Consider the following 16,999-nt stretch of genomic DNA (forward strand, 5'->3'; position numbering starts at 1 on the left):
GATGCAGCGGTTATGCCCTCAGGGGCAAGCCCCGGCTCTTGTTCGCTTTTCTGATGGCTTCTATCTCGTCGGGATATGGCCAATCCCCCTCTCCGCGCGACGATCGTCCCGGTCACGCCGCTCCAGCAGAATTGCACCTTGTTCTGGTGTACCGAAACGATGCGCGGCGCGTTCGTCGATCCCGGCGGCGATCTCCCCAAATTGCGCGCGGCGGCGGCGCAGCACAATGTCACGGTCGAGAAGATCCTCGTCACCCACGGCCATATCGACCATTGCGGATCGGCTGGCCCGTTCGCGCAGGAACTCGGCGTGCCGATCGAGGGGCCGCACGAGGCCGACCGCTTCTGGATCGCCCGCCTCGCCGACGATGGCCGCAACTACGGCGTGCCCGGCACCCCGTTCGAGCCCGACCGCTGGCTGGACGATGGTGACTCAGTGACCGTCGGCAACCTCACACTCGACGTATACCATTGCCCCGGCCACACGCCGGGCCACGTCGTGTTCCACCACGCGCCCTCGAAACTGGCGATCGTCGGCGACGTGCTGTTCGCCGGCTCGATCGGCCGCACCGATTTTCCGCTGGGCAACCATCAGGATCTGCTCGACGCGATCGTCACCAAGCTCTGGCCGCTCGGCGACGAGACCGCGTTCATCCCCGGCCACAACCAGATGAGCACCTTCGCCCAGGAACGCGCCAGCAACCCCTATGTGAGCGACGCCGCGCTGGCGGCATAATCCTCCCCCGCCAGGGGGAGGTGGCACGCGTAGCGTGACGGAGGGGGCGGATGCGGGATGGTCTCGGAGGTTCCGTGTCCTCCCCCTCCGTCTGCCTTTGGCGACACCTCCCCCTGGCGGGGGAGGAAAGTCTGGTTACCGCACCCGAATCACCGTCTCCGTCACTTGCCGTCCCACCCCGCCGGTGAACGGCAGCGCCACCGCATACACCGACAGCCCGAGCAGCACCGCGAAGGTCACGAACGTGCCCGCCTCGCGCCCGGTCGGCATGCCGTCCATGCCGAGCGCATGCGCGATTCGCGCGATCAGGAACACCGAGCTCACCGCCCACAGCCACACCGGGCTGCCGATCGAGACTTCGATCAGCGCGATCAGCATCAGCACGAACGGCGCATATTCGACGAAATTGGCGTGCGCGCGCATCCGGCGGATCAGCGGCAGATTGCCGCCGTCGCCCAGCTCGACTCCGGTCTGGCGCCGGATCAGCCCGGTCCGCACCGCCAGCCAGAAGTTGATGATACCCGCCCCGCCGACGGCGGTGAGCGTGATCGGCAGCAGGACAGGCGCCACAATTTCATCCTTTTGTGAGAGGCCGGCGCTGTGCCACGCTGCCTCCGAGCTTGCAACGCCGCGGAGAATCGCTATAGGCGCGGTGCTTCGCGATGCGTTCGGCCGCAGGTGCCCCCGCGGCCGACTCCTAATCGTCGGTCGCTTGGGCTCGGGTCCGGGCGAATCGCCCCGAATCGAACACGCAACAAGCACAAGGTTTCGCCGAAATGGCCGTCCCCAAGAGAAAAACTACGCCGTCCAAGCGCGGCATGCGCCGGGCTCACGATGCACTGAGCATCGATTCGTTTCAGGAATGCCCGAACTGCGGCGAACTGAAGCGCCCGCATAACCTCTGCAATTCGTGCGGCCATTACAACGGCCGCGAGATCGTCTCGGTCGAAGGCTGATCTCTGCGGAACGGGGGGCGAAAGTGACGAACGGCTCCCGGATCGCCGTTGACGCGATGGGTGGCGACGAAGGGCTGGCAGTGATGCTGGCCGGGGTCGCACGCGCGCGTCGTCAGTTCGAGGGGCGGGGATCGGACCTGCGCTTCATCCTCGTCGGGGATGAGGCGGCGATCACCGAAGGGCTGAAGAGCCATCCCAACCTGACCGCGCATTCGGAGATCGTCCACGCCCCCGGCGTGGTGGGGTCGTCCGACAAGCCGAGTCAGGCGATTCGTCGCGCCAAGACGACATCGATGGGTGTCGCCATCGACATGGTCAAACAGGGCCGCGCCGCCGCCGCGGTGTCGTCGGGCAATACCGGCGCGCTGATGGCGATGGCCAAGCTCAGCCTGCGCACCATGCCCGGCATCGATCGCCCCGCGCTCGCCGCGATGCTGCCCTCGCTCGGCGAGAACGATGTCGTCGTGCTCGATCTCGGCGCGAACACCGAATGCACCGCGCGCAACCTCGTCCAGTTCGCGGTGATGGGCGCCGCTTATGCGCGCACCACGCTCGAACTCCAGAGCCCGCGAGTCGCGCTGCTCAACATCGGCAGCGAGGACCAGAAGGGCACCGATGAGATTCGCGACGCCGCGCAGACGCTGCGCCTCGCGACTCATCTGCCGATGACCTTCACTGGCTTCATCGAAGGCGATCGGCTGTCGCGCGGCGAAGTCGATGTCATCGTGTGCGACGGCTTCTCCGGCAACATCGCGCTGAAAACCGCCGAGGGCACCGCGCGCTTCGTCGCCGATCTGCTGCGCCGTGCATTCAAGAGTTCGATGCGCTCGAAGATCGGCTTCCTGATCTCCAAGCCCGCGACCGATCTGCTGCGCCATCACCTCGATCCCAACAACCACAATGGCGCGGTGTTCCTCGGATTGAACGGGCTGGTGCTCAAGAGCCACGGCGGCGCCAACGAGATCGGCGTCGCCACCGCGATCAGCGTCGCCGCCAAGATGGTGCGCGACGATCTGACGCGCCGCATCGCCGAGGATCTCGGCAATTTCGAAGCAAAAGCGGCCTGACCGAGCCGCACCCTGGGCCGCTTGAAGGAAACAGCATGATTCGCGCCGTCATCACCGGGACCGGCTCCGCGCTGCCGGCGCGCCGGGTGTCCAACGCGCAGCTTGCCGAAACCGTCGACACCTCGGACGAATGGATCGTCGAGCGCACCGGCATCCGCTTCCGCTACATCGCCGGCCCGGACGAGACCACCGCGACGCTCGCCGCCGACGCCGCCCGCGCTGCGCTCGCCGCCGCCGATGTCGCCGCACAGGACATCGACCTGATCGTCCTCGCCACCGCGACTCCCGATCAGACCTTCCCGTCGAGCGCCACCAAGGTGCAGGCGATGCTCGGCATAAACGATTGCGTCGCGTTCGACGTGGCGGCGGTCTGTTCGGGCTTCCTGTATGCGCTGCAGGTCGCCGACAGCATGATCCGCGCCGGCTCGGCCCGGCGCGCGCTGGTGATCGGCTCCGAGACGTTCAGCCGAATCCTCGACTGGGAGGACCGCGCGACCTGCGTCCTGTTCGGCGACGGCGCCGGCGCGATCGTGCTCGAAGCGCAGGAAAGTGACGCGCGCGGCGTGCTGGCGGTGCGGCTCCACGCCGATGGCCGCCACAATGGCATGCTCTACGTCGATGGCGGTCCCTCCACCACCGGCACCGTCGGCAAGCTGCGTATGAAGGGCCGCGAGGTGTTCCGCCACGCCGTCGTCAATCTCGCCTCGGTCCTCACCGAGACGATGGCGGTCGTCGGGCTTGATGCGAGCGCGATCGACTGGCTGGTGCCGCACCAGGCCAATGCCCGCATCCTCGATGCCACCGCGAAGAAGCTCGGACTCTCGCCCGACAAGGTGATCGTCACGGTCGATCAACACGCCAACACCTCCGCCGCCTCGGTGCCGCTCGCGCTCGATACGGCGGTGCGCGACGGGCGGATCAGGCGCGGCGACCTGATCGTGCTCGAAGCGATGGGCGGCGGCTTCACCTGGGGCGCCGCAGTGGTGCGCTTTTAGGGTGATCGCACGGGGCCGATCGGTTGTTGACCACGTTGTCAGTACCATTTTGCCCCAAAAGATCGTTACGGCAGAATAGCTAAGCCTCTTTCGGCGGTTTCCGCGTCGTGTTACGCAGGCCTGACCTTTGGGGAAAGGGGGAGGGAAACGCTATGACTGCCGGAACACTGACTCGTGCTGATCTGTCGGAAGCGCTGCACCACCAAGTCGGGCTGTCGCGCGCCGATTCGGGCAAGCTCGTCGAACAGATTCTCGAACATATGTGCGAGGCGCTGTCCAATGGCGAGAACGTCAAGATCTCGGGCTTCGGCACCTTCGTGCTGCGCGACAAGGGCGAGCGCGTCGGGCGCAACCCCAAGACCGGGGTGGAAGTGCCGATCGCGCCGCGCCGCGTCCTCACCTTCCGCGCCAGCCAGATGATGCGCGATCGTATCGTGGAAGCCGGATGATGGTGCCTCCCGATCCGTCGGAGACGGTGGCGGGTGACATCACGGCAGACGAACCAGCTTCCGGCGCAGGCCCCGCCGGCGGGAAGGCGGCGGGTGCGTTCCGCACGATCGGCGAACTCTCGCGCGAGACCGGCCTGCCGCAGCACATCCTGCGCTATTGGGAGACTCGCTTTCCCCAGCTCCGCCCGCTGCAACGCGCCGGCAATCGCCGCTATTATCGCCCCGAAGACGTCGCGCTGGTGCAGCGGATCAACGACCTGCTCAACCAGCAAGGCTATACGATCCGCGGCGTCCAGACCCTCCTCGCCGACGAACGCAAACGCGCCCCCGCCAGCGCCGCGACGATGGAGGCGGTGCGCGCACTCCGCGACTCGCTCGCCGATGCGCTCGCCGAGGACGCCGCCGTCGGCTGAGGCGCGCGTCTCCCAACCCCGTTCGCACCGAGCCCGTCGAAGTGCGCGCCCCAACCACCACCGCGCGAGGCACGTGCTTCGACAGGCTCAGCACGACCGGGTGAGGGGATTGCGTGCGGGAGAGGGGATCAGCGCCGACCAGCAAGACGGTTCACCACACCAACCCCGTTCGCACTGAGCCTGTCGAAGTGCGTGCCCCAACACCACCGCGCGGGGGAGACGCAGCCGGTCCTACCGCTCGCGCGTCGCCGCGAATTTCACCTTGGCATAGCGATCGGCGATATAGCCGACCTCCCATGCCGATTTGGCGAGGAACACCGGGTTGCCGTCACGGTCCTTGGCCATCGCGCTGCGGTTGAGATCGGTGAACGCCTTCAAGTCCGCCGGATCGTCCGCCGAGACCCAGCGCGCGGTCTCGAACGGTGCCATCTCCAGCCCCGCCGCGACCTTGTACTCGGCATCGAGCCGCGACAGCAGCACTTCCAACTGGAGCTGCCCGACCACGCCGATGATCCAGTTCGAGCCGATCTCGGGATAGAACACCTGAGTCACGCCCTCCTCGGCCATGTCGTCGAGCGCCTTGCGCAACTGCTTGGTCTTGGTCGGGTCTTTGAGCGCGACGCGGCGCAGGATTTCGGGCGCGAAATTGGGCAGCCCGGTGAAGCGCACGTCGGCGCGCTCGCTCAGCGTATCGCCCACCCGAAGCGTGCCGTGGTTGGGGATGCCGATGATGTCGCCCGGATACGCCTCGTCGGCCAGTTCGCGCTGCTGCGCGAAGAACAGGATCGGCGAATGGATCGCGATCGGCTTGCCATGGCCCGTCGGCGTCAGCTTCATGCCGCGTTTGAACGTCCCCGAACACAGCCGCATGAAGGCGATCCGGTCGCGGTGGTTGGGGTCCATATTGGCCTGCACCTTGAACACGAACCCGGTCACCTCGTCGCGGGTCGGCTCGACCGCGGCCGGCTCGGCCGGCTGCGCGCGCGGCGGCGGCGCGAACGCCGCGAGCGCCTCGATCAGCGAATCGACCCCGAACTCCTTCAGCGCCGAGCCGAAATAGACCGGCGTCATGTCGCCGCGCCGATACGCCTCGGCGTCGAATTCGGGATAGCCGACCTGCGCCAGTTCGACCTCTTCGCGCACCTTGGCGAGATTGCGTGCCGAGATGATCGCGTCGAGTTGCGGATCATCGACGCCGGTGGTCTGGATCACTTTGCCCTGGAACTCGCGGCTCGGCCCCTCGGGCAGCAGCAGCCGGTTGGTGGCAAGATCGAAAATCCCCTCGAAATCGCTGCCGGTCCCCATCGGCCACGTCATTGGCGTCACGTCGAGCTGGAGCATTTCCGCGACCTCGTCGAGAATCGCGAACACCTCGCGCCCCTCGCGATCGACCTTGTTGACGAAGGTGATGATCGGCACGTTGCGAAGCCGGCACACCTCGAACAATTTGCGCGTCTGGCTCTCGATGCCCTTGGCGACGTCGATCACCATCACCGCCGAATCGACCGCGGTCAGCGTGCGATAGGTGTCCTCGCTGAAATCCTCGTGGCCCGGCGTGTCGAGCAGGTTGAAGGTCACGCCCCCGATCCCGTCGAACTGCCGTTCGAACGTCATCACCGACGACGTCACCGAGATGCCGCGCTGCTGCTCGATCTTCATCCAGTCCGATCGCGCCCGCCGCGCCGCGCCGCGCGCCTTGACCTCGCCGGCGAGGTGGATCGCGCCGCCGAACAGCAGCAGTTTCTCGGTGAGCGTGGTCTTGCCGGCGTCAGGGTGTGAAATGATCGCGAAGGTGCGGCGGTCGGAGATGTGATTCATCGCGGCGCTTTAGGCGCTGTGGGCCATGCGAGTCTATCGTCGCCCCGGCGGAGCCTGTCCTGAGCGGCTGGCTTGCCAGCCGGCCGAAGGGGCCGGGGCCGCTGTGTTCGGGGCAGCCGGCCCGCCAAGTTACCCGGCGGCCCCGGCCTCCGCCGGGGCGACGGGCGGTTTGACGCGCGCCCGAAACACGGTAGCGTACAGCGGATGCAAAAGCCGCCCCTCGCGATCCCGCGCTCGCTCTTCTTCCTGTCGATCTTCTACGGTGGCATGGTCTGCATCGCGGGCGTGCTCGGCAACAAACAGGTCTCGCTCGGGCCGATTTCCGCGCTCGGGCCGATGATCGGGCTCGGCCCGCTCGCGATCGAGGCGGGGATCGCCGCGTTCCTGCTGCTCGTCATCACCTCCAGCGCGGTTGCCGAACTCCACGGCGGCGCCACCGCCAACCGGCTGGTGCGCTTCGGCTTCGTGCCGCTCGTCACCTCGGTGCTGCTGTCGCTGCTGGTGCTGGCGCTGCCCGCCTCGCCCGATATGACGCCCGACCGGCAGGCGGCGTTCGCGATGATGATGGGCGGCACCCCGCGCATCTGGCTCGGCGGGATCGTCTCCTACGGCATCTCGCAGACGCTCAACGTGACGGTGTTCTCGATGCTGAAAGGCCGCGAGGGCGGCAAATTGCTGTGGCTGCGCGCCGGCGTGGCCAGCATCCTCAGCCAGATCGTCGATACGCTTCTGTTCGTGACGATCGCCTTCCTCGGCGTCTTCCCGATCGGCGAGCTGCTGCTCGGGCAGATGATCGTCAAGGTCTTGCTCTCGGCGGTGCTGGTGCCGCCGCTGATCTACCTCTTCGTCGCGTTCGGGCGGCGGCTGGACCGGGCGGCGTAACGCGCGCTCCGTTCGGGGGGCAGGGGGTGGCGCGCAACCTTCCCCCCCCAACCGTTCGCCCCGAGCGAAGTCGAGGGGCAGACCCCAACGCAGGTGTCTCGACTTCTGCCTGAAGGGCCGAAGTTCATCCTGAGCGGCTGGCCTGCCAGCCAGCCGAAGGGCTCGACACGAACGGTTTGGGAGAGGGCGCGTACCCACCCAAAACCCGTTCGTGCTGAGCAACTGTGTTCATGCATGCCGGTATGTTTGCTGTGATTTGAGCATGGCATTGAGTGTGATGATGAGTTTTCGCATGGTTGCGACGAGGGCGACCTTGGCGGGTTTGCCGTTGTCGCGGAGGCGCTGGCAGGTTTGTGCGAGGGGGCCTTTTTTGGAGCGTGCGATAGCGAGAGCGGCGAGGTAGAGGCACCTGCGTACAGCGGGTCTTCCGCCGGCGCACCGTCCGGGTTTTCGGGTGGCGCCGCTTTGCCGGTCGAAGGGGGCGACGCCGACGAGGGCTGCGGCTTGTCGGCTGGAGAGCGCGCCGAGCTCTGGCATGTGCGCGAGCAGGCATGCCGCCACGATCGGGCCGATACCGGGTGCGGAGCGCATCAGGCGTTCGCGTGTCGCCAGATCGGGGCTTGCGGCGATGAGGGCGGCGATGGCCTTTTCGATCCGCAGGGCGAGCGCTTTGAGTTTGCCGACCTGGGCTTTGACGAGGCGGCGCATGGCAGGATCGTCGAGGGTCTCGAACTGATTGCCGAGCTGGATGCGCTGGGCGACGGCGAGATCGCGCATGCGGACATGCTCGGCAAGGCGTGCTGCCTGAGGATCGTGCCGATATGGGGTGAGTTCGGGATGGAGCGCGGCGAGGCAACGCGCGATCACGGCGGCATCCAGCGGGTCGGTTTTCGCTAACTGCCGCTCGGCGCGGGCGAAGTTGCGCACCCGGGCGGGATCGAGCAGATACGCGGTCAGCCCGAGGCGGTCGAGCAGCGCGGCAAGCTTGCGCTCGTAGCCACCCGTCGCCTCGAAGCCGATGAGGAGATGATATCGGGCGGCAAACGCCTTGAGGCGGTGTTCGAGCGCCTTCAACCCCGCCTTGTCGTTCGCAAAACGCCATTCCTCACCGAGAGGATGAAGACGGACAACCAATTCGTTTTTGGCAACATCGATGCCGACAAACAGGTCGGGCTGTGGCATGATCCGGTCTCCCAAGCTTGTGATGCGGGGTCCGTAATGGCCCCAAGCAACTGTTCGGGGTTTGGGAAGACGGATGCGGCCCTGCTCAGCAACGATCTTGCAAGATCGCCAAGTCGAACGGCCTCACATCCGCCGCCGGGACGGGGTGGCCACCCCGTCCCGGCAATCGCCATTATGCACATTTCCAACACACAAGCGCAGTCGAAGCACGTGCCGCAAACGCCACCGCCTGCGGACAGGCTCAGCACGAACGGGAGCAGGGGGAGCGCCCTACTTCAAATATTTGTCAAACCACGCCACCGTCCGCGCGCGCAGATCCTTCATATGCGTCGGCAACCGCACGCCATGCCCCTCGTCCGGGTAGATCACCAGGCTGGTCGGCACGCCCAGATCCTTGAGCGCGTGCCAATATTCGGTCGATTGCGTCGGCGGCACCTCGATGTCGCGCTCGCCCGCCCAGATGAAGGTGGGGGTCTTGGCGGCCTTGATGAAGTAGATCGCCGAGGCCGCCTCATATGCCTTGTAATCGTCGTACAGGGTCTTGCCGAAGAACGGCAGCATCCACTGGTCGATGCCGTTGGTGCCGTAATAGCTCACCCAGTTCGACAGCCCCGCGCCCGCGACGATCGCCTTGAAGCGGTTGGTCTGGGTGTTCGCCCACATCGACATGAACCCGCCATAGGAGCCGCCGGTCAGCCCGAGCCGCGCGTCGTTGATTGGCGCGGCCTTCTCGGCCGCGTCGATCCCGGTCAGGATGTCACGCAGGTCGCCGCCACCGAAGTCGCGCTTGTTGGCGGCGGTGAACGCCTCGCCCTGGCCATAGCTGCCGCGCGGATTGGGCAGGAAGATGTAGTAACCGGCGGCGAGCAACGTGCCGCTCGTGCTGTCGGGCGTGAGGTAGGACGGCACGTTCGCCGCCGCCGGGCCGCCGTGGACGATCGTCACCATCGGCGCCTTCCTGGCCGGGTCGGCGCCGAGCGGCGCAAGCAGCCAGCCCTGCACGTCGAACCCGTCGTTCTTCCAGGTGATGCTGCGCGCGGCGGCGAGCGCGGGCGCGGAATCGTTATCGTGCGTGATCGGCACCGGCGCGGCGACCGGCCCGGCATAGATCGCCGGCGCATGCGTGAAATCCTGCACCACCATCGCGACCCGGCTGCCATCGGCGCTGTAGGCGACATGCCCGTCGCCCGCGCCGAAGCTCGCCGGGCGGTGCCAGCCGAGCGCGGCGCGCGCGCCCACCGACAGCAGACCGAGGTCGCCGCCGCGGAGCGCGGTGCCCTGCACGCCCGCGCGCGTCCACGCGATCGAGGTGGCGGTGAACTTCGCGTTCGCGGTCAGGTTGCGCGGGGTGCCCCCGGCAAGCGGTACGCTCCACACGTCGCCGCCGACCGAGCCGAAGTCGCTCATCAATCCGCCGATATAGGCGACCTCACGGCCATCGGGCGACACGCGCGGGACATTGATCTGAGTCGTCGGCTTGGCGATGGTGCGGACCGCGCCGGTGGTCGCATCGATCCGGTCGAGCGTCGCCACCCACCAATTGTTGTCGCCATTGCCGAGCGCGCTGGTCACCACGAAACCGGTGCCGTCGGGCGTCCAGTCATATTCGTAGACGTAGCGGCCGGCCGGCGAGAGCGGCTTCACCGCCGCCGCCGCGACCGGCGCGCCGCTCAGGTCGAACACCGCGATGCGCTGCTCGTCGCTGGTCTCGCCGATCTCGCCGACCTGCCGCACCCCGGCCTGGTTCGCGCCGATCTCCTTGGCCGCGCCGATCGTGACGAGCAGCGCGATGCGCGTGCCATCGGGCGAGAAGCGCGGCGTCTCGGCGACGCCCGCGATCGTCGCGACGGTGCGGGTCGCCTTGCCGTCCTCGACGCCCAACGTGACGATCCCCGCCTTCTTGTCGCGCGCCAGCCACGCCAATCGGCCGTCGGGCGCGAACGTCACGTCCGAATAGGTGCAGGTCGCGCAGGGATCGAGCGTCCGCACCACCTGCCCGTTGGCGGCGCGCACGGTGATGACGCCATGCGGGGCGCCGACCGAGTCGATACTGGCGATGCGGTCACCACGCGGCGAGAGTGCGAGATCGGCGTAGCTGCGCACCGGCGCGGCCAGCGCGGGGGTGGCGGCGGATGCGAGCAGGGCGGCGGCGAGGTACAGACGCATGGGGAACTCCGGGGAAACACTGAAATATAAATGGTTTACGTGCCACGTTCGTGCTGAGCCTGTCGAAGCACGTGCCCCAAACGCTGGCGCGTGTGACACGCCCTTCGACAAGCTCAGGGCGAACGGGGTGGTGCGAGATCAATAATCCTTGGAAACCCGCACGTTGGCGCTTTGCCGCCCCAAAGTCGAGATCGTCGAGAGCACCGACAGCCAGCGAGTCACCTGGAACTCGACCTGAGTCGCCGAATAGCCCTGCCCGTCGGTGATGATCTCCGCGAACAGCTTGCGCGTCACATATTTCCCCGCCGCGACCGAGGTGCCGGCCCCGGTCTGCGGATCGGCGGGGAGGATGCGCAGACGATCCAATCCCGCCACGCGCCGCACCGCGTTGATCGGGTCGAGCCCGCCCTTGCCGTTCTGCAAGGCCGCCACTGCCGACGCCAGTTGCAGCGCCTCGGGTGCGGAGAGGTTGGTGATCGAGGTGCCGAACAGCAGCCGCGAGAGCAGTTCGTCCTCGGGCAGCGCTGGCGTGCTGGTGAACGAGATTTCGGGCTTGAGCGCCGGCCCGGTCACGCGGATCGTCGCCGACAAGCCCGTGGAATCGGCGTTGGCGGCGATGTCGAGCGCGGGATTGGCGGGCACCTCGCCCTGGAACAGGATCTTGCCGCGATCGAGCTGGAACTCGCGCCCCGCGAACTGGAAATCGCCGCGCACCAGATCGGCGCGGCCGGTGATCGCGGGGTTGTCGGGCGCGCCGCCGATGTCGAGATCGGCGGACCATTCGCTGCGCAGGCCAAGCCCGGTCACCAGCAGGTTGTTGGCGGCATGCGCGTGGACGGCGAGCTTCCACGGTTTGCGCGGGCGATCGTCTTCCTCGCCGCCGCCGGGCAGGTTGATCTCGCGGATGTTGAGCTGCGGCACCGCGCTGGTCGCGGTCGCTTGGCCCAGCCGGTAACGGCTCTTGGTCAGCGTCACCTTGCCCGCGATCGTGCCGCCCGCGCCGTCCGACTTGAAGGTGAGCGGCCCCGTCGCGGTCGCGGCGATGTCGTCGCGGTTGATCAGCAACGCGTTCTGCGCCTGCACCGACAGGTCGATGCCGAAGCCGTTGGCGGCGGCGAGATCGAAACTGCCCGATCCGGTCACGCGCCCGCCCTTGCCGGCGTCCGCCGCGAGCCGGTCGAGCACCAGCCGCGATCCGCCGAACCGCCCGCTCGCGACGACATTGGTCAGCACCGTGCCGGTGGTCGCGCTTTCGAGCTTGGCGCCCTTGGCCTGCATCACGCCGCTGATGCGCGGATTGTCGAGCGTGCCACCAACGTCGGCGCCGATCGCAACCGGGCCGCTCAGGTCGAACAGTTCGATTCCGGTCAGCCGCCACACCGTATCCGCCGGCCCGTCATAGCGGAGCTGCGCGAACAGCGGCGCATGCGCGACGCGCGCGGCGAGATCGGCGCCCGGCGCCAGCGTCAGCAACATCTGCGCGCGCCCGACCGTCTTGCCCCCGCTCGCCGCCACCGCGCGCGCCGCGATCTTGCCGGGTTCGAGGATACCGGCCACGCCGACATCGACCGGCCGCGACGATAGCACCAGACCGGAGCGGGTGAGGCCGCGCACGGTCATGTTGATCTTCCCCGTCGGCGGCGCGCCGCGCGACTGGACGAACGCGAGCTTGCCAGAGGCCTCACCGCCGAGGCCAAGCCCCGGATAGCCGATGTCGAGCACCGCCAGCGGCATCTTGGTCAGCGTCGCGTCGATCGCGCTGGCGGTGCCGGTGAAGCTGCCCGACAGATCGGCGGTGCCGCCCGCGAAGCTGAGCTTGGCCGGCGCGAGCCGCCAGCCGTCCTCGGTGCGCGTGAACACCGCCGGGCCGACCAGGGCGAGCGGGCGGCGGTCGAGCGTGCCCTGCGCCGCCACCGAATAGCGGTCGGGCGTCACTGCGATCACGCTCTGGATGTCGAACGCACGCCCGCGCGATCCCGCGATCGACGCGCGGATCTCGCCGCTGCCGCCGCGAAGCGCCGCATGGATCGCGGTGCGGCCGATCACCAGCGAGCCGCGCCGGATGCCCGATGCGGTCGCGGTCGCCTCGATCGAGGTGCCGGCGGGATCGAACACCGCCGCCAGATCGAGATGCCCGCGCCGCACCGTCACCGCCTGCGCCAGCCGCGCGGCGGTCGCGTCGAGATGCGCTTCGATCCGCTGGTGCATGTCCTGCGGGCGGAACAGCAATTCGCCGGCAAGCCCGCCACCCGCCAGCGCCAGCTTGCCCTCGAACCCGCCCTCGACGATCGCGAGATCGCCATGCGCGCGCGTGCCGCTGACGTTGAGCTGCGCGATCGAGATCACCGCCTGTCCGTCCTTGGGCAGCAGGATCGCGCCCTCGCCGTCGAACGCGCCGAGCCGCGATCCGCCGCGCGCGGCGAAGGCATAGCCCGCCGGGGTCGGATCGAGATGCGCGACCACGTTCGACAGCCCCATCGCTTCATTGGGCTGCTGGAAGACGAGATCGAGCGTCGGCTTGTCGATCTTGCCGTCAAGCTTGAGCGTCAGCGGGCCATAGCTCGCCTGTTGCCCGCTGCCTTCGAAATGGAACGTGCCGTCGCGCCGCCGGATGCCGTTGCCGGTGATGCGGATCTGCGGGCCGGTCAGCACGAGGTTGGTGAAGTGCAGCACGCCGTCGGTGGTGCGTTCGAGATTGGTGACGAGCCCCGGCAAGCCCCCGGCAAGCGAGCGGAAGAAGGCGTTGTCGAGCCGCAGCATCCGCGCGCTGCCCTTGCCGATCACGCGCGTACCGCGCCCGCCCGGCCCCGGCACGACATGCAGCGACGAATTGACCTCGACGATGCCGAGACCCGGAATCAGATAGCGCGACAGCCCGCCGTTCAACCCGACCTCATAATGGCCGTTGCTGAGATCGACGAGCAGCGACAGCCGCCCGTTGAGCTTGTCCGACGCGAGCTTCAGGTCGTCGCCGGTGACGAGCTTGCTCGTCACGCGCAGCACGCCGTCGATCGACAGATTGCGCAGGATACCACCGGCGACGTCGCCGATTCCGGTGACGCGCGCGGCGGTGAGGCGGATCGGCACCACCACCGGCGCTTTCGAGAATCGCCCCTTGCCGGCGGCGCGCACGCTCTCGAACCCGGTCTTGTCGAACGCCACCCGCTCGCCGGTGAGCCGGTAATCGAACGCGGCGGTCGCGAACGCCCCGTCGAGGATCGCGCGCAGTTCGATCGCGCGGCCGGTCATGTTGGGGAAAAGCGCGGACGGCTGGAGCAGCCGCATCCGCACGCGCATGTCGCGGAACGCGCTCGCGCCGAGATCGAGCGCACCTTCGCCGTGCAGCGCCACCGACGCCGAATGCAGATCGAGCGCTCCCGCCAGCCGCCGGTCGGCGAATGTGGCGGTGCCGTTGACGGTGACATGGGGGCCGCTCAGCCGTTGCAACTTGCCGTGCGTGAGCGGCGCGATCGTCAGCGTGCCCGCCAGCGCATAGCTGCCCGCGCGGTTGCCGAGCGTCAGGTCGGCGAGCCGCACGCTGCCGACATCGGCGATCGCGCGCCCGCGCCACGCGCTCCACCGTCCGTCGCCATGCACCTCCGCCGCGATCGGCTGCGCGAACCCGCTCGCCTTGGCGAGCACCCCCTTGGCGGTGCCGCGCGCGTGCAGATCGATATCGAAGCGGTCGCGGTCAGGCTGCGCGTCGAGCTTGAGCCGCAGCGTGTCGCTTCCCGCCACCACCGCATCGAGATCGACCAAAGCGCGTCCATTCCGAATATCGGCACGCCCCGACAAACGCCCGCGCCGCGCGACCCCGGTGATCGCCGGCGCCACGCTCAGCCGGTCGATCCGCAGCGTGCCGATGCGGATGTCGAAGCTCGGCAGGATCGGCCCGGTGCGCCCGGTCGGCAGCGTCTGCGGCAGCTTGAGCAATCGCGCCTGCGGTACGATCAGGCTGGTGATGTCGAGCCGGTTGTGAAGCCACGCCAGCGGCGACCAGCGCAGTTCGGCGCGCGGGGCGTAGAACACCAGCCCCTTGGGGTCACGCAGCCGGACATCGACCAGCGTGGCGCGGGAGAACAGCGACCCGTCGATCCGCCCGATGCTGTAGCGCAGGCCATTGGCGGGCCGCAGCGCGCCGATCCGGTCGATCACGAAGCGATGCCCGATATCCGAATCGAGCGTGACGATCCCCAACGTCAGCACCGCGAGCAGCAGCACCAGCGCGTTGGCGATGCGCTGCCGCCAGCTTCGCCGTCGCTTGCGCGGCGGCGGGGCGGGGGTCTCGTCGTCGTCGCTCAAAACGCCTGCCCCAGCGAGACATAGACCGCGACGCGCGGATCGCCCTTCTGCGGGTTGACCGGCGTGCCGACATCGATTCGGATCGGCCCGAAGTTCGAATAATAGCGCACGCCGAGACCGGCGCCGTAGCGGAAGCTGGAAAATTTGGGCAGCGGCGTGGTGTAGATGTTGCCGCCGTCGAAGAACGGCACCACGCCGAAATTGCCGAACGTCTTCACCCGCGCCTCAAGCGAGAATTCGCTCAGCGAACGCCCGCCGATCGGATCGTTATTGGGGTCGCGCGGGCCGATATCCTGATAGCCATAGCCGCGCACCGATGCGCCGCCGCCGGAATAGAACCGCCGCGACGGCGCGATCGCATCGCGCGGCGCGCCCGCGATCGTGCCGAGCCGGATTCGCCCCGCCACCACCACGCCTTTGGCGGCCTGCTTGTACGCGCTGGCATCGAACTGAATCCGCGCATAGCCGAACACGGTCTTCTCCAGCGATACTTCGGGCGAGAGCCGCGCGGCCAGCCGGAACCCGCGCGTCGGGTTGAGCAGATCGTCCGATCCGTCATAGCTGAGCGTCGTCGGCAGCGCGCCGATGAAATAGGTCTGCCGCCGTGGCGCGCCGGTCGAGACGATCACGTCGCGCTCGTCCGATGCGGTCAGTTCGGTGCCGACCGACCACGTCCATTTCTTCTGGAAGAAGATGTTGGTCTGCCGTTCCAGGCTGCTCGTCAGCGATACCGATTTCGCCTCATACGCGGTGCGCTTCAGGTTCGAGGCGCTCGCCTGGACGGTCAGCACGCGGTCGCGCCCGTGGAAATTGTTGCGGCGATAGGTGACCGCGCCCAACTGCTCCTGCGTGCCGAGCACGCCGCGCAGCGTCAGCCCGCCTTCGGGCGGGAACAGGTTGCGGTGAGTCCAGCTCACCTCGGCGCGCGCGCCCTCGCCGGTGCCATAGCCGAGTTCCCCCGCGATCGTGCGCGGCGGCGCCGGCTCGGTCGCGACGAGGATGTCGACCAGATCGGGGTCGGTCGCCGGCACCGGCTTGATCGTCACGCTTGATACGAGCGAGGTCTGGATCAGCGCGCGGCGCAGGTCGGCGAGCGCGACATCGTCGAACGGCTTGCCCGGCGTGAAGCGCGCGATCTCGGCGATATGGTGCGCGCTGAACACGTGCTTGCCCTTGGTCGCGGGCACGATGATCTTGCCGAAACGCCGCGCGGTGCCAGGCGCCACCGTCATCGCCAGCGTCGCGGTATGCGCGGCATGATCGACCACGATCTCGGGCTCGCCGACCACCGCGAACGGGAAACCGCGACGGCCGATCGTGGTGCGCAGGTTCGCCTCTCCGCCGGCGATCGTATCGGCGTTGACGGGGTCGCCGGTCTTGACGCCGAACGCCTCGCGCAGCGCCGCCGCCTTGTCGCCGGCCGCGTCGAGCCCGGTCACCTTCACCCCGCCGAACGTGTAGAGCGTGCCCGGCGCGGCATCGAGCACGACGAGCAGACGGCCGCTGCCGGGGTCGACTCGCGTCGCGACGCTCGCGTCATAATAGCCCTCGGCGCGCAGCAGCCCGGTGAGCAAGGCGGCATCCTCGCGCGCGCGGCGGTCGAGCTGGGCGGCATTGGCGGGCTGCCCTTCGTTAGTCTTGAGCGTCGAGAGCTGTTCGAACCGCTGGTGGAGCAACGGCGAGGTGACCGAATCGATCCCGTCGATACGGAAGCTGTAGCGCGTGTCGCCCCCGCTCGCCTGCGCCTTGGCGGGGGCTGCGGTGCCCGGCGCGCCGAGATCGGGCCAGTCGACGCCGAGCCCCGGCAACGGCGCCAGCGGCGACTGCGGGTCGAGCGGCGGCTCTCCGGCTGGGGCGGGGGTCGGGGCAGGGGGTTCCGGCGCTGGCGCAGCCGATTGCTGCGCGCGGGCCATCGGGCAGGCAAGCACCAGCAAAACCGCGGCGGCGCCATACGCCGCGCCCCGCTGCCCGAGCGACAACGTCATGCCCGGTCTCCTAGCCCGGCCAGCGCCCGGCCAACAAGCGTTTATCGTC

13 protein-coding genes are annotated in these 16,999 nt (G+C 68.3%); 7 read left to right on the forward strand and 6 right to left on the reverse strand.

Going from position 1 to position 16,999, the window contains the following annotated elements:
* Positions 1 to 75 precede the first annotated feature (75 nt).
* Positions 76 to 735 (forward strand): MBL fold metallo-hydrolase, encoded by a 660-nt coding sequence (locus tag J0A91_RS06800; RefSeq protein WP_069204274.1) that lies wholly within the window; start codon positions 76 to 78, stop codon positions 733 to 735.
* A 135-nt stretch (positions 736 to 870) separates the two neighbouring features.
* Here J0A91_RS06800 and J0A91_RS06805 read toward each other — a convergent pair whose 3' ends face one another.
* Complete coding sequence (locus J0A91_RS06805) at positions 871 to 1,305, reverse strand: MAPEG family protein (RefSeq protein WP_240502224.1); 435 nt, start codon at positions 1,303 to 1,305, stop codon at positions 871 to 873.
* Between the two features lie 206 nt (positions 1,306 to 1,511).
* On the opposite strand from J0A91_RS06805, the gene rpmF reads away from it, so the two are divergent.
* The 5 genes from rpmF to J0A91_RS06830 all read left to right on the forward strand — a co-directional run bounded on the left by rpmF (position 1,512) and on the right by J0A91_RS06830 (position 4,615).
* A complete protein-coding gene (gene rpmF, locus J0A91_RS06810) occupies positions 1,512 to 1,691 on the forward strand; it encodes a 50S ribosomal protein L32 (protein ID WP_069204275.1) in 180 nt (59 codons plus the stop codon).
* 56 nt (positions 1,692 to 1,747) lie between these two features.
* Positions 1,748 to 2,758 carry a phosphate acyltransferase PlsX gene (gene plsX / locus J0A91_RS06815; protein ID WP_420852830.1) on the forward strand — a complete coding sequence of 337 codons (1,011 nt, stop codon included), beginning with the start codon at positions 1,748 to 1,750 and terminating at the stop codon, positions 2,756 to 2,758.
* Positions 2,759 to 2,793: 35 nt separating this feature from the next.
* A complete protein-coding gene (locus J0A91_RS06820; protein WP_069204277.1) occupies positions 2,794 to 3,753 on the forward strand; it encodes a beta-ketoacyl-ACP synthase III in 960 nt (319 codons plus the stop codon).
* Positions 3,754 to 3,905: 152 nt separating this feature from the next.
* Positions 3,906 to 4,202 (forward strand): integration host factor subunit alpha, encoded by a 297-nt coding sequence (locus J0A91_RS06825; RefSeq protein ID WP_069204278.1) that lies wholly within the window; start codon positions 3,906 to 3,908, stop codon positions 4,200 to 4,202.
* Positions 4,199 to 4,615: a MerR family transcriptional regulator gene (locus J0A91_RS06830; RefSeq protein ID WP_083224543.1), complete on the forward strand. Its 417-nt coding sequence runs from the start codon at positions 4,199 to 4,201 to the stop codon at positions 4,613 to 4,615. Before J0A91_RS06825 ends, J0A91_RS06830 begins: the two co-directional genes overlap by 4 nt.
* A 231-nt stretch (positions 4,616 to 4,846) precedes the next feature.
* Here the strand turns inward: J0A91_RS06830 and J0A91_RS06835 are convergent, their stop codons facing one another.
* Positions 4,847 to 6,433: a peptide chain release factor 3 gene (locus J0A91_RS06835; RefSeq protein ID WP_069204279.1), complete on the reverse strand. Its 1,587-nt coding sequence runs from the start codon at positions 6,431 to 6,433 to the stop codon at positions 4,847 to 4,849.
* A 204-nt stretch (positions 6,434 to 6,637) separates the two neighbouring features.
* Between J0A91_RS06835 and J0A91_RS06840 the strand changes: the two genes are divergently transcribed.
* On the forward strand, positions 6,638 to 7,315 hold the full coding sequence (locus J0A91_RS06840; RefSeq protein WP_069204280.1) for a queuosine precursor transporter: 678 nt from the start codon (positions 6,638 to 6,640) through the stop codon (positions 7,313 to 7,315).
* Positions 7,316 to 7,543: 228 nt separating this feature from the next.
* Here J0A91_RS06840 and J0A91_RS06845 read toward each other — a convergent pair whose 3' ends face one another.
* The 4 genes from J0A91_RS06845 to J0A91_RS06860 form a co-directional block, all read right to left on the reverse strand.
* Entirely contained in the window at positions 7,544 to 8,497 is a 954-nt protein-coding gene (locus J0A91_RS06845; RefSeq protein WP_069204281.1) for an IS110 family RNA-guided transposase, read from the reverse strand.
* 270 nt (positions 8,498 to 8,767) lie between these two features.
* Positions 8,768 to 10,663, reverse strand: coding sequence for a S9 family peptidase (locus tag J0A91_RS06850; RefSeq protein ID WP_069204282.1), 1,896 nt, complete (start codon positions 10,661 to 10,663; stop codon positions 8,768 to 8,770).
* A 138-nt stretch (positions 10,664 to 10,801) separates the two neighbouring features.
* A complete protein-coding gene (locus tag J0A91_RS06855) occupies positions 10,802 to 14,965 on the reverse strand; it encodes a translocation/assembly module TamB domain-containing protein (protein ID WP_083224544.1) in 4,164 nt (1,387 codons plus the stop codon).
* A complete protein-coding gene (locus J0A91_RS06860) occupies positions 14,962 to 16,950 on the reverse strand; it encodes an autotransporter assembly complex protein TamA (protein WP_069204283.1) in 1,989 nt (662 codons plus the stop codon). Before J0A91_RS06860 ends, J0A91_RS06855 begins: the two co-directional genes overlap by 4 nt.
* Positions 16,951 to 16,999: the final 49 nt, after the last annotated feature.

This window comes from Sphingomonas panacis (assembly GCF_001717955.1).
In the GTDB taxonomy this organism is placed as follows: Bacteria; Pseudomonadota; Alphaproteobacteria; order Sphingomonadales; family Sphingomonadaceae; genus Sphingomonas; species Sphingomonas panacis.